The sequence below is a fragment of the Cellulosimicrobium sp. MI9406 genome (genome assembly GCF_040595865.1).
Classification (GTDB): Bacteria; Actinomycetota; Actinomycetes; order Actinomycetales; family Cellulomonadaceae; genus Cellulosimicrobium; species Cellulosimicrobium funkei.
Window position 1 is genome coordinate 316021 of record NZ_JALIZI010000002.1, and the last position, 21082, is coordinate 337102.

A 21082-nucleotide genomic window follows, 5' to 3' on the forward strand; every position below is an offset into this window, starting at 1 on the left:
GGCGCCGCGGGGTGCGGTCAGTGGCCCATGCCGAGGCCGCCGTCGACGGGGATCACGGCCCCCGAGACGTACGCCGCGTCGTCGGACGCGAGGAACTGCACGACCCCGGCGACCTCGTCCGCCTGGGCGAACCGGCCCGCGGGGATGGCGGACTTGTACGCGGCCTGGCGCTCCTCGGGGAGCTCGGCGGTCATCGCGGTGTCGATGAAGCCGGGCGCCACGACGTTCGCCGTGATGTTGCGCGACCCGAGCTCGCGCGTGATCGAGCGCGCCATGCCCACGAGCGCGGCCTTCGAGGCGGCGTAGTTGACCTGGCCCGCGCCGCCGTAGAGGCCGATCACGGACGACACGAGCACGATGCGCCCGCGGCGCAGCCGGATCATGCCCTTCGTCACCCTGCGCACGCAGCGGAACGTGCCGGTGAGGTTGACGTCGATCACGGACTCGAAGTCCTCGTCGGTCATCCGCAGCAGGAGCTGGTCGTGCGTGACGCCCGCGTTCGCGACGAGCACCTCGACGGGGCCGAGCTCCTTCTCGATCTCGGAGAACGCGGCGTCGACGGCGGCGGTGTCGGTGATGTCCGCCACGGCGCCGAAGACGCCCTCGGGCAGGTCACCGCCGCGGTAGACGGTCGCGACGCGGTCGCCGTTCGCGACGAAGCGCTCGGCGATGGCACGGCCGATGCCCCGGTTCGCGCCGGTGACGACGACGGTGCGCGGGGCGGGGGCGGTGGCTTCGGACACGTGCGGCTCCTCGGGACGGTCGGGTGGGTCGGCGGCCGGGGACGGGTCCCGCACGGCCGGTGCCGGGTGGGCCCTGCCGGGCCCGGCGCGACGGCGCCGCACCGACCGTACCGTGCGCGGGCCCCGCGGTGCGCGGTGCGCCCAGGTCACACCGTTCCCCCACACTTTGTGGGGTCCCGACAAACGTAGACTGGACGGGTGACCACACGACGCGCCGCCCGGAGGTCGGCCGAGGCGGTCCCGAGCATCACCGCCGCACCGGAACCGCTCGCCGCGGACCAGGCGCGCCGGGAGCGCAAGTACCTGATCCAGATGGGCATCCGGCTCGTGTGCATCTTCGGCGCCATCCTGGCGCAGGGCAGCTGGGTGACGTGGGTCCTCGCCGTCGGCGCGGTCGTGCTGCCGTACAGCGCGGTGCTCGTCGCCAACGCGGGCCGCGACCAGGCGCACTACGACACCTCCCCCATGGAGCACCGCGCGCTGCCCACGGCGGGTGCGCCGGGGAGCCACGGCATCGGGGGCGCCGAGCCCCTCGAGCCGCACGACGACGAGGAGGACCGCCGGTGACCGACGTCCTGGGCCTCGCCGACCCTGTCGGCGAGGACGAGCTGGTGTGCAGCGCCAAGGGCTGCCGCGAGGCCGCCGCGTGGGGCCTGCTGTGGAACAACCCCAAGATCCACACGCCCGAGCGGCGCAAGGTGTGGCTCGCGTGCGACGCGCACCGGGAGCACCTGGAGACGTTCCTCGGCGCCCGCTCGTTCTGGCGCTCGACGGTGCCGGTCGACGAGCTCGAGCGCCGGGCGGCCCCGTGACGCAGGCCGCACCACCGCAGGTCCCCGCGGGCCCGACGCCGCAGCGCGCCACCGCGGACGCCCACCAGCCGCGTACCCCGCGCCAGTGGGCGACGCTCGCGGTCGGGGTCCTCGTCCTCGTCGCGCTGTGCCTCGTCGCGGGCCGCTGGCAGTGGAACCGCTACGTCTCGCGCGACGCCGAGATCGAGCGCATCGAGGCGAACTACACGTCGGACCCGGTCCCGGTGGACGACGTGCTGCCCGCCCCGGGTGCCGAGCTCGACGAGGCCGACCTCTGGCGGCCGGTGACCCTCGAGGGGCGCTACGAGACGGACGCCACGGTCCTGCTGCGCAACCGCCCGGTAGGCGGCAGCCCCGGCTTCCACGTGCTCGTCCCGTTCGTGACGAACCCCACGCCGTCCGCCCCGGACGGGCTCGTCGTCGTGGTGGACCGCGGGTTCGTGCCGCTGGGGACCGACGCCGTCACCCCCGGGGACGTGCCCCCGCCCCCCGCGGGCGACGTCGAGGCGACCGTGACGCTGCGCGGCGACGAGCCGCCGTCGGGCCGGGACGCGCCCGCGGGCCAGGTGCAGGCCATCGCGACGGACCAGGTCCTCGCCGCCGGCCCGGACGGCGGCGGCTGGGCCGAGGGCCGCACGGTCGGGGCCTACGGGCAGCTGCGCACCGAGGTGCCGCCCGCGGCGCAGACCCTGGAGGCGCTGCCGAAGCCGGACACCGACCCCGGCTCGCACCTGTCGTACGCGTTCCAGTGGGCGGTGTTCGCCCTCGGCGCGGTCGCCGGCTTCTGGCTCCTCGTGCGCCGCGACCGGCGCGACGCGCGCGGGGAGGAGACCACGCTCACCGCCGGCGACCTCCTCGCGGCCCAGGACCCGGACGCCGCGCGGGCCCGGCGGGAGCCGCGCTCACGCCGTCCGAGCGCCGAGGACGAGGAGGACGCGCTCATCGACGCGCAGCTCGGCGCCCGGCAGGGTCCCGCCCCGCGGTAGGCCCGGTCCCGGCGACGAGCGGCCCGGTCAGGCCAGCGAGACGAGCTCCGCGTACTCGTCGCTCCACAGGTCCTCGTCGCCGTCCGGCAGCAGGAGGACCCGCTCGGGCTCGAGCGCCTCGACCGCGCCGTCGTCGTGCGTGACCATGACGACCGCGCCCTCGTACGTCTTGAGCGCCCCGAGGATCTCGGCGCGTGACGCGGGGTCGAGGTTGTTCGTCGGCTCGTCGAGCAGCAGCACGTTCGCCGCCGAGACGACGAGCGTCGCGAGCGCGAGCCGCGTCTTCTCCCCGCCGGACAGTACGTTCGTCGGCTTGTCCGCGTCGTCGCCGGAGAACAGGAACGACCCGAGCACCGAGCGCACCTGCGTGTCCGTGAGGTCGGGCGCCGCGTGGCGCAGGTTCTCGACGACGGTCGCGTCCATGTCGAGCGTGTCGTGCTCCTGGGCGTAGTAGCCGATCTTCAGGCCGTGGCCCGGGTGCACCTCGCCCGTGTCCGGCTGCTCGACGCCGCCGAGGATGCGCAGGAGCGTCGTCTTGCCGGCGCCGTTGAGGCCGAGCACGACGACGCGGCTGCCGCGATCGATCGCGAGGTCGACGCCCGCGAAGACCTCCTGCGAGCCGTAGGCCTTGGACAGCCCGCTCGCGGTGAGCGGCGTGCGGCCGCACGGCGCGGGCTTCGGGAAGCGCAGCTTCGCGACCTTGTCGCTCTGGCGCTCGCCCTCGATGCCCGCGAGCATCTTCTCGGCGCGGCGCATCATCTGCTGCGCGGCCACGGCCTTGGTGGCCTTGGCGCGCATCTTCTCGCCCTGCGCGAGGAGTGCGCCCGCCTTCTTCTCGGCGTTCTGCCGCTCGCGACGACGACGGCGCTCGTCGGACTCTCGCTGCGCGAGGTAGGCGTCCCAGCCGAGGTTGTACTGGTCGAGCTCGCCGCGGTTGGCGTCCAGGTGGAACACCTTGTTCACCGTCGCGCGCAGCAGCTCGACGTCGTGCGAGATCACGACGAAGCCGCCGCTGTACGACTTGAGGTAGTCGCGCAGCCAGACGATCGAGTCGGCGTCGAGGTGGTTCGTCGGCTCGTCGAGGAGCAGCGTCTCGACGCCGGAGAAGAGGATGCGCGCGAGCTCGATGCGGCGGCGCTGACCACCGGACAGCGTGCTCAGCGGCTGGCCGAGCACGCGGTCGTCGAGACCGAGGTTGCTCGTGATGCGGTGCGCCTCGCTCTCGGCCGCGTAGCCTCCGGCCGCGAGGAACCGCGCCTCGAGCTTGGGGTAGCGCTCCATCGCGGCCTCGTGCGTCTCCGCGTCCGCGCTCGCCATCGCGCCCTCGGTCTCGCGCATCTGACGCACGATCCTGTCGAGGTTGCGCGCCGAGAGGACCCGGTCGAGCGCGATGACCTCGAGGTCGCCCGTGCGCGGGTCCTGGGGCAGGTAGCCGATGTCGTTGCCGCGCGTGATCTTCCCCGCCGTGGGCTGGGTCTCGCCCGCGAGGGTCTTGGTCAGGGTCGTCTTGCCGGCGCCGTTGCGACCGACGAGGCCGATCCGGTCGCCCGCGGCGATCTGGAACGTCGCCTCGTGCAGCAGGACGCGGGCGCCGACGCGCAGCTCGACGCCGTGGGCGGTGATCACGTGCAGGTCCTCTCCGAAGGGTGACCCCGGTGGATCCAGCCTGGTGGGGCGATCCGATCGACGGGGCCCGACGATTCTACGGGCCGCGGGCCCGCGCCCGCGCGGTCTTTCTCTCGACTTCCTCCCGGACCGTCCCACGGTCGTCCCACGCACAGGGAACAGAACGGGACAATCAGCCCATCGTGCTAGCCTCCGGACGTCCCGGACCGTCGAGGAGATGGCGGGGGGACCCGAGCAAGGAGAGCACGTTGAGCAACGCCGAAGCAGCACTGAGCAAGGTCCTCGAGCTGGACGGGGCGATCGCGATCGCGGTCGTCGACTACAGCAGCGGCCTGGCCCTGGTCCAGAAGCAGGCCGCCCCGTTCGACCTCGAGCTCGCCGCGGCGGCGAACACCGAGGTCATCCGCGCGAAGCTCCGGGCGATCGAGCAGCTCGGGCTCGAGGACGGCATCGAGGACATCCTCATCACGCTCGGCCGCCAGTACCACCTCATCCGCCTGTCGCAGCGCGAGAGCCTGCGGGGCACCTTCTCCTACCTCGTGCTCGAGCGCGGACGGGCGAACCTCGCGCTCGCGCGCCGCGGCCTGGCCCAGCTCGACGAGTCGCTGTCGCTCTGACGCCCGTGGTCGCGGACGCCCTCGACCAGCGCGGGCGGGTCGCCCCCCGCAGCGTGGTGGACGTGCTGCGGGGCATCGACGACGCCCTCGACCACGAGGCGCACGTGCTCGCGCTCGGTCCCGGCGGCCGGGTCCTCGGCAGCGCCGGGCCCTCCCCCGGCCCGGTCGTCGAGGTGGCGCGGGCCGTCGCCGCGGCCCTCACCCAGGGCCCGGCCGTCCCGGGCAGCTCGGCACGCTGCATCCTCAACACCGCCGAGGCGTGCGTCTTCGTCTACCTGCTCGGGCAGGACCTGTCGGTCATCCTCGTGGGCCCGACGGACTGGAACATCGCCCTCACGGGCCGTCGCGTCGAGCGGTTCCTCGTCGACTTCGTCGACACCTACCTGGCCGAGACCGTCGCCGAGGCACCCGGTGACGACCCCGGGACGCTGCCGCGTCGCGAGCCGCCGGCGCCCGTCGTCGGGCCCGCCGAGCGGCACGAGCACCGCGGCGACCACGACCTGCTCGCGCGGGTGCTGCGCGCGCTGGTCCGCTTCTGAGGCCTGCGACCGCGCCCGGGGGTAGCGTTCCCCTGTGACATTCCAGGAAGGCGGATCGTTCGAGGGCGGACGCGTCCGCAAGGGTGGCGGCCGCGGGCGCGGCCCGATGATCGCGGGCGGCGGGATCGGCGCGGTGCTCGTCGCGCTGCTCATCGCGTTCGTCGGCAACCAGACGGGCGTCGACCTCAGCGCGCTGACCGGCGGTGACGGGTCGGACTCCGGCGCGTACGGCGACGGCCAGCAGGAGTACATCGACACGTGCACCGCCGAGCAGGCGAACACGACGCGCGAGTGCCGGCTCAACGGCACCGTCCAGTCGCTCGACGCCTACTGGACCGAGGCCCTCCCCCAGCAGGCCGCCGTCGAGTACGCGCTGCCCGAGGTCGTGAGCTTCACCGGGCAGGTCTCGACGGGGTGCGGCGCGGCGACGAGCGCCGTCGGTCCGTTCTACTGCCCGCCCGACCAGACGGTGTACATCGACCTCGGCTTCTACGACGACCTGACGAACCGCTTCGGCGCGAACGACGGCGGCCTCGCGGAGATGTACGTCGTCGCGCACGAGTTCGGGCACCACATCGAGCAGCTGACCGGCGCCATGGACGCGGCGGACCGGCAGGGCACGGGCCCGGAGTCCGACTCCGTGCGCATCGAGCTCATGGCCGACTGCCTCGCCGGCATGTGGGCGGGCCATGCCGCGACCACCGTCGACCCGGACACCGGCGTGACGTTCCTCGCACCGATCACCGAGCAGGAGCTGAACGACGCGCTGTCCGCGGCGTCCGCCGTCGGCGACGACCGCATCCAGGAGGCCGCGACCGGCCAGGTGAACCCCGAGGGCTGGACCCACGGGTCGAGCGAGCAGCGCCAGCGCTGGTTCACGACCGGCTACGAGGGCGGCACCCTCCAGGACTGCGACGCGCTCTCCGCCTCGTCGCTGTGACTGCTCCCGCCGAGGACGTTCAGAGCTCGATCGAGTACATGCGCGAGCCGGTGACCTTCTCGTAGCCGAGGCTCGCGTACAGGCCGTGCGCACCGGACGGGTTCTCCGTGTCGACGTCGAGCGCGGCGTACTGCATGCCGTCCGCCGCGAACGCGCGCATCGCGGCCGCGAGCGCCGCGACGGCGACGCGGCGCCCCCGGTACGCGCGCCGGACACCGAGGAGCTCGGTGTACCCGAAGGTGTACCCCCGCACGGGGAAGTCCTCGTCGTACCGGCCCGCCATCTCGTAGCCGACGACGAGCGGCTCGCCGGCGCGCAGCGCGGCGGCGGTCTCGGGGTCGGTGGTCGGGTCGGCGAGGAGCGCGTCGGCGTCGGGCGCGTCGTCGACCACGAGGAACGACCACTGGGGTGCGAACTCGCTGCGCCCGTGCGTCCACGCCTCGGCGGTGCGGGGCTCGCTCCCCCAGTGGTCGCGGAAGGCGTCGTTGTGCGCGAGGCGCGTCGCCTCGTCGAGCTCGGCGGACCACGGGACGACGCGCAGGGAACCGTCGAGCGGGACGTCGGGCACGGGGGCCGCGAGGTCGCGACGCAGGTCGGAGTAGAAGCGGCGGGCGACGAACCCGAACCGCGCGTAGAGCCGCGCCTTCTCGGGCGGGTCGGTGTCCTCCCCGAAGACGGCGAGCCGCGCGGGCAGCTCCTTGCCGCTCGCGGCGAGCACCTGCCGGGCGCGGGCCACCTGCCAGGCGAGCACCTCGCGTCCGATCCCGCGCCCCCGGTGGGTCGGGTGGACGCCGCCGCCGAGGAACGCCCGCACGGTGCGCTCGTCCCCCGGGTTGGTGTCGACCATCCCGTAGGCGCGCAGCGTCCCGTCGGTGTCGACGCCGACGATCGAGTCGGCCGCGACGTCGCGCCACGGCGCGGTGAAGATCTCCTCGATCTCCGCGAGCGTCTCGCGGTACGGCTCGTCGTCCGCCTCCGCGATGTCGTTGCGCAGCGTGAGCAGGGCCGGCGCGTCGGCGGGCGTGGCGGAGCGCCACGTGAGCCCGCCCGCGGTCACCGGCGGCAGGGTCGAGGGGGCGGCGGCGCGCTCGGCGATCGGGGCGAGCGTCGAGAGCGCCGCCTCGGCGCGGTCGGTCGTCGAGGGAGAGGACATGGCGACCACCGTAGGGGGGCCCGCGCCGTCGGGCACGTGCTTTTCCCAGGACGTCCGCGCGACGCGTCGGCCCGCTGAGACGGCTCCCCGTGCCGTGCCGCACGCGATCTACGCTGCGAGCATGCCGACCGTCGCTCCTCAGGACCTCGCCGACGCCCGCTCCCGGGCCCTCGCGGAGGCGCTGCGCACGCGCGTCGTCGTCGCGGACGGCGCGATGGGCACGATGATCCAGGAGCAGGACCCGACGCTCGAGGACTACCAGGGGCTCGAGGGCTGCAACGAGATCCTCAACGTCTCGCGACCCGACATCATCGCCGCGGTGCACGACGCGTACCTCGAGGTCGGGGTGGACGCGATCGAGACGAACACGTTCGGCGCCAACTGGTCCAACCTGTCGGACTACGACATCGACGACCGGATCCGCGAGCTCGCCGCCGCCGGGGCACGGATCGCGCGCGAGCGCGCGGACGCCCACGCGACCGCCGACCACCCGCGCTGGGTGCTCGGTTCGATGGGTCCCGGGACCAAGCTGCCGAGCCTCGGGCACACGACGTACGCGCACCTGCGCGACACGTTCGCCGAGCAGGCCGCGGGTCTGCTGGAGGGCGGGGTCGACGCGATCCTCGTCGAGACGAGCCAGGACCTGCTCCAGGCGAAGGCCGCGGTGACGGGGTCGCGGAACGCGATGCGCGACGTCGGGCGCGAGGTGCCCGTGATCGTCCAGGTGACGGTCGAGACCACGGGCACGATGCTCATGGGCTCCGAGATCGGGGCCGCGCTGACCACGCTCCAGGCGCTCGGCGTCGACGCGATCGGTCTCAACTGCGCGACCGGCCCGGCCGAGATGAGCGAGCACCTGCGGCACCTGTCGCGGCACGCGGAGATCCCCGTGACGTGCATGCCCAACGCGGGGCTGCCCGTGCTCGGCCCGAACGGGGCGACGTACCCGCTGACGCCGGACGAGCTCGCGGCGGCGCACACCCAGTTCGTCACCGAGTTCGGCCTGGGCCTCGTGGGCGGCTGCTGCGGCACGACGCCCGACCACCTGCGGCGCGTCGTCGAGGCGGTGCGCGCGCGGCCGGTCGTCGAGCGCCACCCGGAGCGCGAGAACGGCGTCGCGAGCCTGTACTCGCACACGGACCTGCACCAGGACGCGTCGTTCCTCGCGATCGGCGAGCGCACGAACGCGAACGGGTCGAAGGCGTTCCGCGAGGCGATGCTCGCGGAGAACTGGGACGAGTGCGTCGAGATCGCGCGGGCGCAGACGCGCGACGGCGCGCACCTGCTCGACGTGTGCATCGACTACGTGGGGCGCGACGGCGTCGCGGACGTGCAGCAGGTCGTCTCGCGCCTCGCGAGCGCCTCGACGCTTCCGCTCGTCATCGACTCGACCGAGCCCGAGGTCATCGCGGCGGGCCTCGAGCTCGTGGGCGGGCGCGCCGTCGTGAACTCGGTGAACTTCGAGGACGGCGACGGGCCGACGTCGCGGTTCGCGCGGATCATGCCGCACGTGGTCGAGCACGGGGCGGCCGTCGTCGCGCTGACGATCGACGAGGAGGGCCAGGCGCGCACTGCGTCGGGCAAGGTGGAGATCGCGACGCGGCTCGTCGAGACGCTCACGCGCGACTGGGGCCTGCGGGTCGACGACATCATCGTCGACGCCCTGACGTTCCCCATCGCCACGGGCCAGGAGGAGACACGGCGCGACGCGATCGAGACGATCGAGGCGGTCCGCGAGATCACGCGCCGCTACCCCGGCATCCACACGACGCTCGGCGTCTCGAACGTGTCGTTCGGCCTCAACCCCGCCGCGCGCACCGTGCTCAACTCGGTCTTCCTCCACGAGGCGGTCGAGGCGGGGCTGGACTCCGCGATCGTGCACGCCGCGAAGATCCTGCCGCTCGCGCAGATCCCCGCCGAGCAGCGCGAGGCCGCGCTCGACCTCGTGTGGGACCGGCGGCGGTACGACGACGAGGGGAACCTCGTGCACGACCCGCTCGCCCGGCTGCTCGAGCTGTTCGACGGCGTGGACTCGGCGGCGCTCAAGGACCAGCGCGCGGCGGAGCTCGCGGCGCTGCCCGTCGGCGAGCGGCTGGAGCGGCGGATCGTCGACGGCGCGCGCAAGGGTCTCGAGGAGGACCTCGACGCGGCGATGGCGTCCGGGATCAAGGCACTCGAGATCGTCAACGACCACCTGCTCGAGGGCATGAAGGTCGTGGGCGACCTGTTCGGCCGCGGCGAGATGCAGCTCCCGTTCGTGCTGCAGTCCGCCGAGGTCATGAAGACCGCGGTCGCCTACCTCGAGCCGCACATGGAGAAGATCGAGGGCTCGAGCGGGTCCAAGGGCACGATCGTGCTCGCGACCGTGCGCGGCGACGTGCACGACATCGGCAAGAACCTCGTCGACATCATCCTCACCAACAACGGCTACACGGTCGTGAACATCGGTATCAAGCAGCCGATCTCCGCGATGATCGAGGCCGCCGAGGAGCACGACGCCGACGTCATCGGCATGTCCGGGCTGCTCGTGAAGTCCACCGTCGTGATGAAGGAGAACCTCGCGGAGCTCACGTCGCGCGGGCTCGCCGGCCGCTGGCCGGTCCTGCTCGGTGGCGCGGCGCTCACGCGCACCTACGTCGAGGACGACCTCGCGGGCCAGTTCCCGGGCGTCGTCCGGTACGCGCGCGACGCGTTCGAGGGCCTGCGTCTCATGGAGCCGCTCGTGCGCGTCGCGCGCGGCGAGTCGCCCGACGCCGTCGGGCTGCCCGCGCTGAAGAAGCGCCGGCACGCCGTGGTCACCGTGACCGAGACGCCCGTCGAGGACCTGCCCGCGCGGTCCGACGTCGCGGCCGACAACCCGGTCCCCGCTCCCCCGTTCTGGGGCACGCGCCTCGTCAAGGGCGTCCAGCTCGCCGAGTACGCGGCGTTCCTCGACGAGCGCGCGACGTTCATGGGCCAGTGGGGGCTCAAGCCCGGCCGGGGTGACGACGGAGCGTCGTACGAAGAGCTTGTCGAGACCGAGGGTCGCCCGCGCCTCAACGCCTGGTACGAGCGGATCCGCACCGAGGGCGTCGTCGACCCGTCGGTCGTGTACGGGTACTTCCCGGTGTGGTCGGAGGGCGACGACGTCGTCGTCGCGCACCACGGCGCCGGGCTCGCGGGCATCGGCGCGCCCGACGGCGGGTCGGGCGGCGAGCCCGGGACCGAGCGGCTGCGCTTCACCTTCCCGCGCCAGCGCCGCGACCGGCACCTGTGCCTCGCCGACTTCGTCAAGCCGCGGTCGTGGGTCGAGGAGACGGGCCGGTACGACGTGCTGCCCGTCCAGCTCGTCACCATGGGAGCGAGCGTGGACCGGCACACCGCGAAGCTCTTCGCGGGGAACCACTACCGCGAGTACATGGAGCTGCACGGCCTGTCGGTGCAGCTCACCGAGGCGCTCGCCGAGATGTGGCACTCGCGCGTGCGCGCCGAGCTCGGGTTCGCCGACGAGGACCCCACCGAGGTCGAAGGCATGTTCAAGCTCGAATACCGCGGCGCCCGCTTCTCGCTCGGCTACCCGGCGTGCCCGGACATGGAGGACCGGACGAAGGTCGTCGAGCTCCTGCGGCCCGAGCGCGTGGGTGTCGAGCTCTCCGCGGAGCTCCAGCTCCACCCGGAGCAGTCGACCGATTGCTTCGTGTTCCATCACCCCGAGGCCAAGTACTTCAGCGTCTGACCATCGCCAGCCGCGGGGCGGCCTGCCGGGGCGAGCGGGGAGCAGCGTCAGGACCACGTCCACGTGCCCGTGACCTGCTCGATGAGCTCGTCGCCGTTGTCGTAGGGGGTGACGATCGCGATCACGAAGAACTGGACCTCGTCCGTGCCCGACGCGAACCGCTCGGGTGCGAAGACGGTGATGAAGGCCTTCGTCCGCGTCTCCTCGAAGCTCCCCTCGACCCGGGTGATGTTCGCCGGTACGCCGTCGAGGGTGGTCGCCTCGTGCAGGCTGAGGATGCTGCCGTTCTCCGCGAAGTACGAGTCCGCGAGGAGGTCGACCGCTCCCCCGAGATCGGTCCCGACCCCCCACGCCTCGGACGTCGCAACCCGCACCGGTTGGACCGACACCTGCCCGTAGATCGCCCCGACCCCCGTGGGCACCACCGCCCCGTCGACGACCTCGCCCCAGAGCTCGAGGGCACCGTGACAGTGTTCCTCCTGGTCCGAGGAGACGTTGTTCACGAACGCCTCCGGGCCCTCGTAGGACCAGCAGGGCGTCCGCACCGGCTGGCCCGACACGATCGCGTACTCGGCCCCGGAGGGGGTCGTCGGCTCGCCCTCGCTCTGGGGCGTCACCGCCGCCACAGGGGTCGCGCCGTCGTCGGTCTCGACGAAGGGCAGCGCGCAGCCGGGCACGACCGTGAGGACGACGGCGACCCCGAGCCCGGAGAGCACGCGACCGACGGTGGCTCTCCGACGCGTAGCGAGGCGAGTACGGGAACGGTGCCCCGTGCGAGGGACCGCGGTCGTTCGCTCGCCGGGCACGACCGTGAGGACGACGGCGACCCCGAGCCCGGAGAGCACGCGACCGACGGTGACTCTCCGACGCGTGGCGAGGCGAGTACGGGAACGGTGCCCCGTGCGAGGGACCGCGGTCGTTCGCTCGTGCTGGCTCGTGCGCTCGTGCTGGTCGCGCATGACGATCCTCCTGGTCGTGGGCTCCTGGACCGGACGCTAGACGCCACGACGGCAAGGGCCCCGGTTATCCACAGGCCAGGATCCGCAAGATCTCGGGACGCCACGCTGTGGCTCGGCTCATCGACCGTTTCGCGGACGAGAGAGTATCCGCGGCCGACGCCGCCGGCGGACGGGTACAGCGGATACCGCCCGGCCGCGCGCTTCCCCCTTCGCGCCACGGGTCGTGCCTCGTTCGTTGACAGAGCCGTCGCATCTATCGACAATCGATAGATGAGACCTGCCCTCGTCGCGTGCACACGAGCACTCCTGGTCCTCGTGGCCCTCGGCACCGCGCTGTCGATGTTCCTCGCCCCCCTCCTCGCGGCCGAGGTCGGGGCCCAGTACCCGGAGGTCCGCGGCCTCGTGGTCCCGTACTCCGTGCTGGCCGTGCTGGCGTTGCTCGCGGTCGAGGTCGCCCTCGTGGTGGTGTGGCACCTGCTCGGCCTCGCCGCCCGTGACGAGGTGTTCGACCCGCGCGCGCTGCGCTCGGTCACCGTGGTGATCGGGTGCGTGGTCACGGTCGCTACCCTCGCCGCGACGGTGTTCGGTCACCTGACCTTCGGGGCGCAGCTCGGCGGGCCGCTCGTGCTCCTCGGCCTCCTCGGCTCGCTCGTGGGCGGGGGCGCGCTGGCCCTGCTCGTCGTGGTGCTGCGCGCGCTGCTCCGCGCCGCGACCGCCGACCGCCGCGAGCTGGCCGCGGTGATCTAGGTGCCGATCGTCATCGACCTCGACGTCCTCCTGGCACGGAAGGAGATGTCCGTCGGCGACTTCGCCGCCGCGGTCGGCATCACGCCGGCGAACGTCGCCGTCCTGAAGAACGGGCGTGCGAAGGCCGTGCGCTTCTCGACGCTGGACGCCGTCTGCCGCGTCCTCGGGTGCCAGCCCGGAGACGTCCTGCGGTGGGTCCCGGACGAGCCCGACGACGCGGGACCGCCCGACACCTGACCCGTCCGGCCGCCGCGTCGATGAGTTCGGCGACCGGACGACGTCTTACCCGTGACCGAGACCACGACGCCGCGGGAGCCGAGCCATGGGAAGCATCGAGATCGAGCTGTTCACGACCCTCGACCTCGTCGGGCAGGCGCCCGGCGGGCCGGAGGAGGACCCGGAGGGCGGATTCGCGTTCGGCGGCTGGCAGGCGCCGCTGCTCGACGACGTCGCGGGCGAGCAGATCGCCGCGGCGTACGAGGGCACGGACGCGCTGCTGCTCGGGCGCCGCACGTACGACATCTTCGCGGCGTACTGGCCGTTCCAGGAGGGCGGGCAGGACGACGACTTCGCGGCCCTGTTCAACCGCATCCCCAAGTACGTGGCGTCGCGCGGCACACCGGACCTGCCGTGGGCCGGGTCGACGCCGCTCGGCCCGGACCTGCCCGCCGCGGTGCGCGAGGTGCGCGACCGGCACGAGCACGTCAAGGTCGTGGGCAGCCTCGACCTGGTGCAGACGCTGCTGCGCGAGAGGCTGTTCGACCGCCTCGACCTGTGGGTGCACCCCATCGTGCTCGGCGCGGGCAAGACCGTGTTCGACGGCGGCGCCGTCCCCACCAACCTCGCCCTCCTCGAGCCTCCCGCACCGAGCCCGACGGGCACGGTCCTGCTGCGCTACGGCCTCGCGGACGGCACACCCCGGACGGGCGACATGAGCGAGCCGGGACGCGGCGTCGGGCAGGACGCCTGATCCACGAGAGCGCCACCAGGCACGAGAGCCGTCGGCGCCGGCGGTTCGGAGCCGTGCACCTCTATCCCACGAGTCCGCACCCACGATCCCGAACTCAGGAGACCCGCCCATGACGATCCAGCGCCTCGACAACGTGGCCGTCGTCGTCGACGACCTCGACGCGGCCGTCGCGTTCTTCGCCGAGCTCGGGATGGAGCTCGAGAACCGGATGACGATCGAGGGGCGGTGGGCGGAGCGCGTCGTCGGCCTCGACGACCTCCGCTCGGAGATCGCGATGATGCGCGTCCCCGGCGGCCCCGGGCGGCTGGAGCTCACGCGGTACCACGCGCCGGCGCCGCTCGACCTGGGGCTCGGCACCGCCCCGCCGAACGTGCTCGGCCTGCACCGGGTGATGTTCGCCGTGGACGACCTCGACGACACGGTCGAGCGCCTCGCCCGCCACGGCGGGGCCGTGCTGCGGGAGATCGTGCACTTCGAGGACGCGTACCGGCTCTGCTACCTGCGGGGACCCGGCGGCATCATCGTCGGGCTCGCGGAAGAGCTCGGGTGAGGCGCGCCGCTAGGAGGCGGTGGCCGCCTCGCCGCGCAGGATCGACGCCATCTTCTTGCCGCGCGCGACCTCGTCGACGAGCTTGTCGAGGTAGCGGACCTTCTGCATCAGCGGGTCCTCGACGTCCTCGACGCGGACGCCGCAGATCACCCCGGTGATGAGCGAGGCGTTCGGGTTCCACGCAGGCGCCCGGTCGAAGAACTCCTCGAGCGTGATCTCGTCGGCGATCGCCTGCGCGAGGCCGGCGTCGTCGTAGCCGGTGAGCCAGCCGATGACCTGGTCGAGCTCGTCCGTCGTGCGCCCCTTGCGCTCCACCTTGGTGACGTAGAGCGGGTAGATGCTCGCGAAGCTCGTCCCGAAGATCCGGTGTCCCGCCATGGATGGCCTCCTCCTGCCCCGGCTTCGCCCGTCACCGGCTCCGCGTGTGCGGTCGTCCGGCACGAACCACGCTACCGCGCGGCGGAGACGGCGCGGGCGCCGACCATCCCGTGCGACGCCTCGAGCCGGTCCACGAGCAGCGTCCCGGCCCCGACGAGCGGCACGAGCACGAGGTTGCCGAGCAGCATGGTGCGCAGGAACGGCAGACCCGCGACGTAGCTCGCGACGAGCCCGTCCGCTCCCGCCGGGTACCAGACGCCGCGACCCTGCAGCCAGACGCCGAAGTTCGTCCACGCGAAGAACCACAGCGAGCCCGCGACGCCGAACGCCGCGCCCGCGCCGACGCGGCGCCAGCCGGTCGTGTTCCGCGCGAGCAGCGAGCCCAGCCCGACGACGAGCCACGCGCTCCACGTGAACAGCGCGATCGTCGTGTTGCCGAGCACGACGTCGGACACGACCGTCACGGCGAGCGGCACGACGAACGCCCACCGCGAGCGCAGCAGGATGGTCGCCGCGAACGTCGCCGCGGTGACGAGCTCGAGGTTCGGGGGTGCGCCGAGGTCGGCGCGCACGAGCCGCCAGACGACGGCGAGCGCCGCGAGCGTGACGACGAGCGCCGGGCGCCACCAGCGCAGCGCCGTGCTCTCCGAGCGCGTCACGAGGTGAACGTCTCGAGCTTCCACGTGATCTCGTCCCCGTCCTTCGTCTCGAGGGAGCCTGCACCCACGGTAGCCATCTCGCCGTTCACGTACAGGGCCCAGAACTCGCTGTCCGGGTCGGCGGCGACGCCGTCGATCGCCGTGACGAACGCGTTCTCGCCCTCACCGGTCACCTGGGCGGACGGGTCCGCCTCGAGGAGCAGGTCGAGGGCCGTCGCGCCCTCGCGCCCGTCGTAGGAGAGCTCCGGCGCGTCCTCGCCGTCGCCGGACTCGTCGTCGGGCGCCTCGTCCGTCGCGTCCTCGGCCGGTGCGCTCGACTCCTCGCCCGCGGTCGCCGTGGAGGTCGACGTGGTGTCGGCGGCGGGCTCGTCGGCGGACGAGCACCCGGCCAGCAGGCCCGCGGTGAGCAGGACGGCGGTCAGGGCGGTGAGCGGGCGCGCGGACGTGGCGCGGAGCGTTCGGAGGGTCACGTCGTCAGCGTACGGAGCACCGCCCGGCTCGCGCCGGGTCGCCCGCCTGTCGGACGACGGCCCCTCACCCGATCTCCTCGCCCGCGACGGCCTTGGCCGCCAGCCGCTCCTCCTCGCTGACCTCCCACACCTCGTACGCGGAGTGGCCCGCCAGGAGGACGATCCCGCACCCCAGCACAAGGTCCGGCCAGCCGGACCCGGTCCACGCGGTCACGAGCCCCATCGCGATGACGGCGACGTTGACGAGCACGTCGTTGCGGGCCGACAGGAACGCGGCCCGGCTCAGCGACCCGCCGTGATAGCGGACGCGGACGAGGAGCCACGCGCACACCCCGTTGACCACGACCGCGCCGAGCGAGGCGAGGACGATCGGCAGCACCTCGGGAGCAGGCGGGTCGCCGAACCGGCGCACGACCTCCCACGCCGCGAACAGCGCGGGGACGAGGATGAGCAGCGCCAGCGCCTTGCCCAGGACCGCGCGCCGCGCGAGCGGGAAGCCCAGCGCGACGGCGATGAGCAGGTTGATCGCGGTGTCCTCGAGGAAGTCCACGCTGTCGGCGAGCAGCGAGACCGAACCCGCCGCGAGCGCGACGGTGAGCTCGACGACGAAGTACGCGAGGTTGAGCCCCGCGACCAGCAGGACGGTGCGCCGCAGCAGGCGGACCAGGTCAGGGTGGCCCGCCCGTGGCGCGTCCTGCCGGGCGGACATCGTCAGACGTCGATGCGGGCGTGGTCCAGCTCGGCCGCGCCGGCGACGATGAACTCCTTGCGCGGCGCGACGTCGCTGCCCATGAGCAGCTCGAACACGCGCTCCGCCGCCTCGGCGTGCTCGGCCGTGACGCGACGCAGGGTGCGGTGGCGCGGGTCCATCGTCGTCTCGGCGAGCTGGTCGGCGTCCATCTCTCCCAGGCCCTTGTACCGCTGGATGTCGTCCTTGTAGCGGCGGCCCGCCTTGTCGAGCTTCTTGAGCGTCGCGGCGAGCTCGGCCTCGGAGTACGTGTAGATGTACTCGTTCTTGCGGCGCCCGGCACCGATGACCTCGATGCGGTGCAGCGGCGGCACGGCCGCGAAGACGCGCCCCGCCTCGACGAGCGGCTTCATGTACCGGTAGAAGAGCGTGAGCAGGAGGGTGCGGATGTGGGCACCGTCGACGTCGGCGTCCGTCATGAGCACGATCTTGCCGTAGCGCGCGGCCTCGAGGTCGAACGACCGCCCCGACCCGGCGCCGAGCACCTGGATGATCGCGGTGCACTCGGCGTTGCGGAGCATGTCGCTCACGGACGCCTTCTGCACGTTGAGGATCTTGCCGCGGATGGGCAGCAGCGCCTGGAAGTCGGAGCTGCGCGCGAGGCGCGCGGTGCCGAGCGCGCTGTCGCCCTCGACGATGAACAGCTCGCTGCGCTCGACGTCGTCGCTGCGGCAGTCGACGAGCTTGGCCGGGAGGGACGACGTCTCGAGCGCGTTCTTGCGCCGCGAGATCTCCTTCTGCTTGCGCGCGGTGATGCGCGCGCGCATCTCGGCGACGACCTTGTCGAGCAGCAGCGCGGCCTGCGTCTTCTCGTCGCGCTTGGTGGAGGTGAGGAGGGCGTTCAGCTCCTTCTCGACGACGCGCGCCACGATGCCGCGCACCGGTGCCGTGCCGAGGACCTCCTTCGTCTGGCCCTCGAACTGCGGCTCGGCGAGACGCACGGTGACGACGGCCGTCAGGCCGGCGAGGACGTCGTCCTTCTCGATGCGCTCGGACGCGTCCTTGGTCGACACCTTGAGGCGGCGCGCGTTGGTCTCGACCGCCTTGCGCAGCACCTTGAGCAGGCCCTGCTCGAAGCCGCCGAGGTGGGAGCCGCCCTTCGGCGTGGCGATGATGTTGACGAAGCTGCGGACCTCGGTCTCGTAGCCGGTGCCCCAGCGCAGCGCGACGTCGACCTCGCAGTCGCGCTGCACCGCCTGCGGGGTCATGTGACCGCGGTCGTCGAGCACCGGGACGGTCTCCGTGAACGAGCCCGAGCCCGTGAGGCGCCACGTCGCGGTGACGGGGGTGTCCGGCGCGAGGAAGTCGACGAAGTCGACCGACCCGCCCGTGTGCACGAACGTCTCCTCGTGCGGCCCGGACTCCCCCGGCGTCCCCGGCACGCCGCGCTCGTCGCGCACCGTGATCTCGAGACCGGGGACGAGGAACGTCGTCTGCCGCACGCGCGTGACGAGCTCGTCGTAGGAGAAGACGGCCGTCTTGAGGAAGATCTGACGGTCCGCCCAGTAGCGGACGCGCGTGCCGGTGACGCCGCGCTTCGTCTTCCCGACGACCGCGAGCTCGGACCCGGACACGAACGGCTCGAACGGGGCGTCCGGCGTCGGGCCTGTCTTCGGGTCGCTGAACACGCCCGGCTCGCCGCGGTGGAAGGTCATGCGGTGCGTCTTGCCGCTGCGGTCGACCTCGACGTCGAGACGCGAGGACAGCGCGTTGACGACGGACGCGCCGACACCGTGCAGGCCGCCCGACGCGGTGTACGACCCGCCGCCGAACTTGCCTCCCGCGTGGAGCTTGGTGAACACGACCTCGACGCCGGACAGGCCCGTCTTGGGCTCGATGTCCACGGGGATGCCGCGGCCGTCGTCCTCGACCGTCACGGAGGTGTCGGCGTGCAGCACGACCCGGATCTTCGAGCAGTTGCCCGCGAGCGCCTCGTCGACCGAGTTGTCGATGATCTCCCAGAGGCAGTGCATGAGACCGCGCGAGTCGGTCGTGCCGATGTACATGCCCGGTCGCTTGCGCACGGCCTCGAGGCCCTCGAGCACGGACAGGTGCCGAGCGGTGTAGCTGGACTCAGCGGAGGTGGTCGTCACGGCGGCAAGCCTAGACGAGGGCGCCCACAGCGCGGTGCTGCCCCGCCGCGGACGCCGCGCGATCCGGCGGGATGCGGCGGGATGCCGGCGGGAGGCCACGGCGCGGGTGAGCGCGCTTCGCGGGTAGCGAACCCGGCGCTCCCCCGGGACGAAACCTCAGGAGGGGATGGTTTGATGTTCATGTGACTGCTACGACGACCACCACCGAACCGCTGACCGCGGCCGACCGCTGCGACCGCTGCGGGGCCCAGGCGTACGTCCGTGTGGTCCTGCCGAGCGGCGAGCTGCTGTTCTGCGGCCACCACGCGCGGGCGCACGCGGATGCCTACACCGACCTCGCGACGTCCATCCAGGACGAGACCGACAAGCTGCTCGCGGAGCACGGCGCGCGCTGACGCGCCGTTCCGCCGAGCACCGTCCCGCGCCAGGAGCGCACGACCGCGGGGACCGGCTCCACCGCCCGGTCCCCCGCGACGACCACCTCAGAGACAGACCTCAGACACGACGAAGGCCCCGAGGAGATCTCCTCGGGGCCTTCGTCGTGCGACGGCGGCGGGCGGCCGGTGGTGCGCACCGGCCGCGCGCCGCGACGCGTCAGTCGAGGTAGTCGCGCAGCACCTGCGAGCGGCTCGGGTGACGCAGCTTCGACATGGTCTTCGACTCGATCTGACGGATGCGCTCACGCGTCACGCCGTAGACCTTGCCGATCTCGTCGAGCGTCTTGGGCTGCCCGTCCGAGAGGCCGAACCGCATCGAGACGACGCCCGCCTCGCGCTCGCTCAGCGTGTCGAGCACCTGGTGCAGCTGCTCCTGGAGGAGCGTGAAGCTCACCGCGTCCGCCGGGACGATGGCCTCGGAGTCCTCGATGAGGTCGCCGAACTCGGAGTCGCCGTCCTCGCCGAGCGGCGTGTGCAGCGAGATGGGCTCGCGGCCGTACTTCTGGACCTCGACGACCTTCTCCGGGGTCATGTCGAGCTCCTTGGCGAGCTCCTCGGGCGTGGGCTCCCGGCCCAGGTCCTGCAGCATCTGACGCTGCACGCGCGCGAGCTTGTTGATGACCTCGACCATGTGCACCGGGATACGGATGGTGCGCGCCTGGTCCGCCATCGCGCGCGTGATCGCCTGGCGGATCCACCACGTCGCGTACGTCGAGAACTTGTAGCCCTTGGTGTAGTCGAACTTCTCGACCGCACGGATCAGACCGAGGTTGCCCTCCTGGATCAGGTCCAGGAACAGCATGCCGCGACCCGTGTACCGCTTGGCCAGCGACACCACCAGACGCAGGTTCGCCTCCAGCAGGTGGTTCTTCGCCCGCTTGCCGTCGTGCGCGATCCACTGCAGCTCACGCTTGAGCTTGCGGTCCAGGTCGTCGCCCTCGGCCGCGAGCTTCTCCTCCGCGAACAGACCGGCCTCGATCCGCTTCGCGAGCTCGACCTCCTGCTCCGCGTTCAGCAGCGCGACCTTGCCGATCTGCTTGAGGTAGTCCTTGACCGGGTCGGCCGTCGCACCCGCGGTCACGACCTGCTGGACCGGGGCGTCGTCCTCGTCCGCGTCGGAGACGACGAAGCCGGTCTCCTCGGGCTCGTCGCTCGGCGCGGCGGCGGCAGCCTTCTTGGCGCCCGGCTCCGCAGCCTCCTCGTCCTCGGTCACGTCGATCTCGAGGTCCTCGATCTCGACCTCGGCGTCGTCCTCGTCGTCGTCCTTCTTCTTGGCGCGCGCGGGCGTCGCCTTGGACTTGGCGGGGGCCTTGGCCGCGGTCTTGCGGGCGGCGGGCTTGGCGGGGCCGGTCGACGAGGTCTCCGCACCCTCGGCGTCGGCAGCCGGGGCGGCCTTCGTCGTGGTCGTGCGCTTGGTCGCCGACGCGGACTTCGTCGCGGCGGGCTTGGTGCGCGCGGTCGTCGTGCTGCGCGGGGAAGCCGCCGCGGCCACCTTCGTCGTGGTCGGGATGTCGACCTCGACGCCGGCGCCCGCGAGCGCGCGGAAGACCGCCTTCAGCCGCTTGGCGTCGTTGACGGCAGCCTGCTCGCACGCGGTGCGGAAGCTCTCGGCGTCGACGCGACCGTTCGCGCTGCCGCGCCGCAGGAGCTCCTGCAGGGCGGGGTGCTCGAACTCTCGCGGGAGTGCGGAAATCGGGGTTGAGGGCGCCACAAACCGACCTTTCGGCAATCATGGGGGGCGGTAGGGCCGCCGGAGCGGGGACGTGAACCGTGAAGTGCGGGCTGCTCTGGACTCTCACGGTGAGTCGTCGGGCTCTGGCGGACTACCTATATTGTACCGGCGATCCGTGCGCTGGACGCCGCGACACGGGGTGATGTCGGACCTGACCGCCTCCCGACGGCCCGGCGCACCACGTCGTCACGACGTTCGTCACCCGGAT

22 protein-coding genes are annotated in these 21082 nt (G+C 72.7%); 12 read left to right on the plus strand and 10 right to left on the minus strand.

Annotated elements, in window-relative coordinates; all coding sequences use genetic code 11:
* Nucleotides 1–17 precede the first annotated feature (17 nt).
* Nucleotides 18–743, minus strand: coding sequence for a 3-oxoacyl-ACP reductase FabG (gene fabG / locus MT994_RS04440; protein ID WP_034655611.1), 726 nt, complete (start codon nucleotides 741–743; stop codon nucleotides 18–20).
* A gap of 198 nt (nucleotides 744–941) precedes the next feature.
* Here fabG and MT994_RS04445 point away from each other — a divergent pair, with 198 nt between their 5' ends.
* From MT994_RS04445 to MT994_RS04455, 3 genes are read left to right on the plus strand one after another with little or no spacing between them, the layout of a single operon-like run.
* A complete protein-coding gene (locus MT994_RS04445) occupies nucleotides 942–1310 on the plus strand; it encodes a DUF3099 domain-containing protein (RefSeq protein WP_354805290.1) in 369 nt (122 codons plus the stop codon).
* On the plus strand, nucleotides 1307–1555 hold the full coding sequence (locus MT994_RS04450) for a hypothetical protein (RefSeq protein ID WP_076404697.1): 249 nt from the start codon (nucleotides 1307–1309) through the stop codon (nucleotides 1553–1555). The genes MT994_RS04445 and MT994_RS04450 overlap by 4 nt, the downstream gene beginning before the upstream one ends.
* Nucleotides 1552–2541: an SURF1 family protein gene (locus MT994_RS04455; protein WP_354805292.1), complete on the plus strand. Its 990-nt coding sequence runs from the start codon at nucleotides 1552–1554 to the stop codon at nucleotides 2539–2541. Before MT994_RS04450 ends, MT994_RS04455 begins: the two co-directional genes overlap by 4 nt.
* A 27-nt stretch (nucleotides 2542–2568) precedes the next feature.
* Here the strand turns inward: MT994_RS04455 and MT994_RS04460 are convergent, their stop codons facing one another.
* Entirely contained in the window at nucleotides 2569–4167 is a 1599-nt protein-coding gene (locus tag MT994_RS04460) for an ABC-F family ATP-binding cassette domain-containing protein (protein ID WP_021481119.1), read from the minus strand.
* A 248-nt stretch (nucleotides 4168–4415) separates the two neighbouring features.
* Here MT994_RS04460 and MT994_RS04465 point away from each other — a divergent pair, with 248 nt between their 5' ends.
* From MT994_RS04465 to MT994_RS04475, 3 genes are read left to right on the plus strand one after another with little or no spacing between them, the layout of a single operon-like run.
* On the plus strand, nucleotides 4416–4784 hold the full coding sequence (locus tag MT994_RS04465; RefSeq protein WP_021481118.1) for a hypothetical protein: 369 nt from the start codon (nucleotides 4416–4418) through the stop codon (nucleotides 4782–4784).
* A gap of 5 nt (nucleotides 4785–4789) precedes the next feature.
* Nucleotides 4790–5323, plus strand: a complete 534-nt coding sequence (locus MT994_RS04470; RefSeq protein ID WP_144683509.1) for a hypothetical protein — start codon at nucleotides 4790–4792, stop codon at nucleotides 5321–5323.
* A 34-nt stretch (nucleotides 5324–5357) separates the two neighbouring features.
* A complete protein-coding gene (locus MT994_RS04475; protein ID WP_354805293.1) occupies nucleotides 5358–6263 on the plus strand; it encodes a neutral zinc metallopeptidase in 906 nt (301 codons plus the stop codon).
* A gap of 19 nt (nucleotides 6264–6282) precedes the next feature.
* Here MT994_RS04475 and MT994_RS04480 read toward each other — a convergent pair whose 3' ends face one another.
* Nucleotides 6283–7416, minus strand: a complete 1134-nt coding sequence (locus MT994_RS04480; protein WP_354805294.1) for a GNAT family N-acetyltransferase — start codon at nucleotides 7414–7416, stop codon at nucleotides 6283–6285.
* 121 nt (nucleotides 7417–7537) lie between these two features.
* Here MT994_RS04480 and metH point away from each other — a divergent pair, with 121 nt between their 5' ends.
* Nucleotides 7538–11131: a methionine synthase gene (metH, locus tag MT994_RS04485; protein WP_354805295.1), complete on the plus strand. Its 3594-nt coding sequence runs from the start codon at nucleotides 7538–7540 to the stop codon at nucleotides 11129–11131.
* Between the two features lie 47 nt (nucleotides 11132–11178).
* Here the strand turns inward: metH and MT994_RS04490 are convergent, their stop codons facing one another.
* Nucleotides 11179–11847: a hypothetical protein gene (locus MT994_RS04490; RefSeq protein WP_354805296.1), complete on the minus strand. Its 669-nt coding sequence runs from the start codon at nucleotides 11845–11847 to the stop codon at nucleotides 11179–11181.
* A gap of 513 nt (nucleotides 11848–12360) precedes the next feature.
* On the opposite strand from MT994_RS04490, the gene MT994_RS04495 reads away from it, so the two are divergent.
* The 4 genes from MT994_RS04495 to MT994_RS04510 all read left to right on the plus strand — a co-directional run bounded on the left by MT994_RS04495 (nucleotide 12361) and on the right by MT994_RS04510 (nucleotide 14357).
* The gene (locus MT994_RS04495; protein WP_194522827.1) at nucleotides 12361–12837 is read left to right on the plus strand and encodes a DUF2975 domain-containing protein; all 477 of its coding nucleotides are present in this window, start codon (nucleotides 12361–12363) and stop codon (nucleotides 12835–12837) included.
* The gene (locus tag MT994_RS04500; RefSeq protein ID WP_354805297.1) at nucleotides 12838–13074 is read left to right on the plus strand and encodes a helix-turn-helix transcriptional regulator; all 237 of its coding nucleotides are present in this window, start codon (nucleotides 12838–12840) and stop codon (nucleotides 13072–13074) included. It abuts the gene before it with no gap.
* An 85-nt stretch (nucleotides 13075–13159) separates the two neighbouring features.
* A complete protein-coding gene (locus MT994_RS04505; RefSeq protein ID WP_194522829.1) occupies nucleotides 13160–13807 on the plus strand; it encodes a dihydrofolate reductase family protein in 648 nt (215 codons plus the stop codon).
* 109 nt (nucleotides 13808–13916) lie between these two features.
* Nucleotides 13917–14357 (plus strand): VOC family protein, encoded by a 441-nt coding sequence (locus MT994_RS04510; protein ID WP_354805299.1) that lies wholly within the window; start codon nucleotides 13917–13919, stop codon nucleotides 14355–14357.
* 9 nt (nucleotides 14358–14366) lie between these two features.
* On the opposite strand, the gene MT994_RS04515 is transcribed toward MT994_RS04510, so the two are convergent.
* The 5 genes from MT994_RS04515 to MT994_RS04535 form a co-directional block, all read right to left on the minus strand.
* The gene (locus MT994_RS04515) at nucleotides 14367–14735 is read right to left on the minus strand and encodes a DUF2200 domain-containing protein (protein ID WP_354805300.1); all 369 of its coding nucleotides are present in this window, start codon (nucleotides 14733–14735) and stop codon (nucleotides 14367–14369) included.
* Nucleotides 14736–14806: 71 nt separating this feature from the next.
* Nucleotides 14807–15394: a DUF6580 family putative transport protein gene (locus MT994_RS04520; RefSeq protein WP_354805301.1), complete on the minus strand. Its 588-nt coding sequence runs from the start codon at nucleotides 15392–15394 to the stop codon at nucleotides 14807–14809.
* Nucleotides 15391–15864 (minus strand): DUF4430 domain-containing protein, encoded by a 474-nt coding sequence (locus MT994_RS04525; RefSeq protein ID WP_194522831.1) that lies wholly within the window; start codon nucleotides 15862–15864, stop codon nucleotides 15391–15393. Before MT994_RS04525 ends, MT994_RS04520 begins: the two co-directional genes overlap by 4 nt.
* Nucleotides 15865–15928: 64 nt before the next feature.
* The gene (locus tag MT994_RS04530) at nucleotides 15929–16573 is read right to left on the minus strand and encodes a cation diffusion facilitator family transporter (RefSeq protein ID WP_354805302.1); all 645 of its coding nucleotides are present in this window, start codon (nucleotides 16571–16573) and stop codon (nucleotides 15929–15931) included.
* 2 nt (nucleotides 16574–16575) lie between these two features.
* Complete coding sequence (locus MT994_RS04535; RefSeq protein ID WP_354805304.1) at nucleotides 16576–18705, minus strand: DNA topoisomerase IV subunit B; 2130 nt, start codon at nucleotides 18703–18705, stop codon at nucleotides 16576–16578.
* Between the two features lie 182 nt (nucleotides 18706–18887).
* On the opposite strand from MT994_RS04535, the gene MT994_RS04540 reads away from it, so the two are divergent.
* Nucleotides 18888–19100, plus strand: a complete 213-nt coding sequence (locus MT994_RS04540) for a hypothetical protein (protein ID WP_021479923.1) — start codon at nucleotides 18888–18890, stop codon at nucleotides 19098–19100.
* 199 nt (nucleotides 19101–19299) lie between these two features.
* Here MT994_RS04540 and MT994_RS04545 read toward each other — a convergent pair whose 3' ends face one another.
* On the minus strand, nucleotides 19300–20853 hold the full coding sequence (locus tag MT994_RS04545) for an RNA polymerase sigma factor (RefSeq protein WP_021479922.1): 1554 nt from the start codon (nucleotides 20851–20853) through the stop codon (nucleotides 19300–19302).
* Nucleotides 20854–21082: the final 229 nt, after the last annotated feature.

Excerpts from the sequence above, each read along its gene's own strand:
- MT994_RS04505 (WP_194522829.1), top strand. The coding sequence starts at position 13,160 with ATGGGAAGCATCGAGATCGAGCTGTTCACGACCCTCGACCTCGTCGGG.
- MT994_RS04515 (WP_354805300.1), bottom strand. The coding sequence starts at position 14,735 with ATGGCGGGACACCGGATCTTCGGGACGAGCTTCGCGAGCATCTACCCG.
- metH (WP_354805295.1), top strand. The coding sequence starts at position 7,538 with ATGCCGACCGTCGCTCCTCAGGACCTCGCCGACGCCCGCTCCCGGGCC.
- MT994_RS04530 (WP_354805302.1), bottom strand. The coding sequence starts at position 16,573 with ATGTCCGCCCGGCAGGACGCGCCACGGGCGGGCCACCCTGACCTGGTC.
- MT994_RS04510 (WP_354805299.1), top strand. The coding sequence starts at position 13,917 with ATGACGATCCAGCGCCTCGACAACGTGGCCGTCGTCGTCGACGACCTC.
- MT994_RS04495 (WP_194522827.1), top strand. The coding sequence starts at position 12,361 with ATGAGACCTGCCCTCGTCGCGTGCACACGAGCACTCCTGGTCCTCGTG.
- MT994_RS04480 (WP_354805294.1), bottom strand. The coding sequence starts at position 7,416 with ATGTCCTCTCCCTCGACGACCGACCGCGCCGAGGCGGCGCTCTCGACG.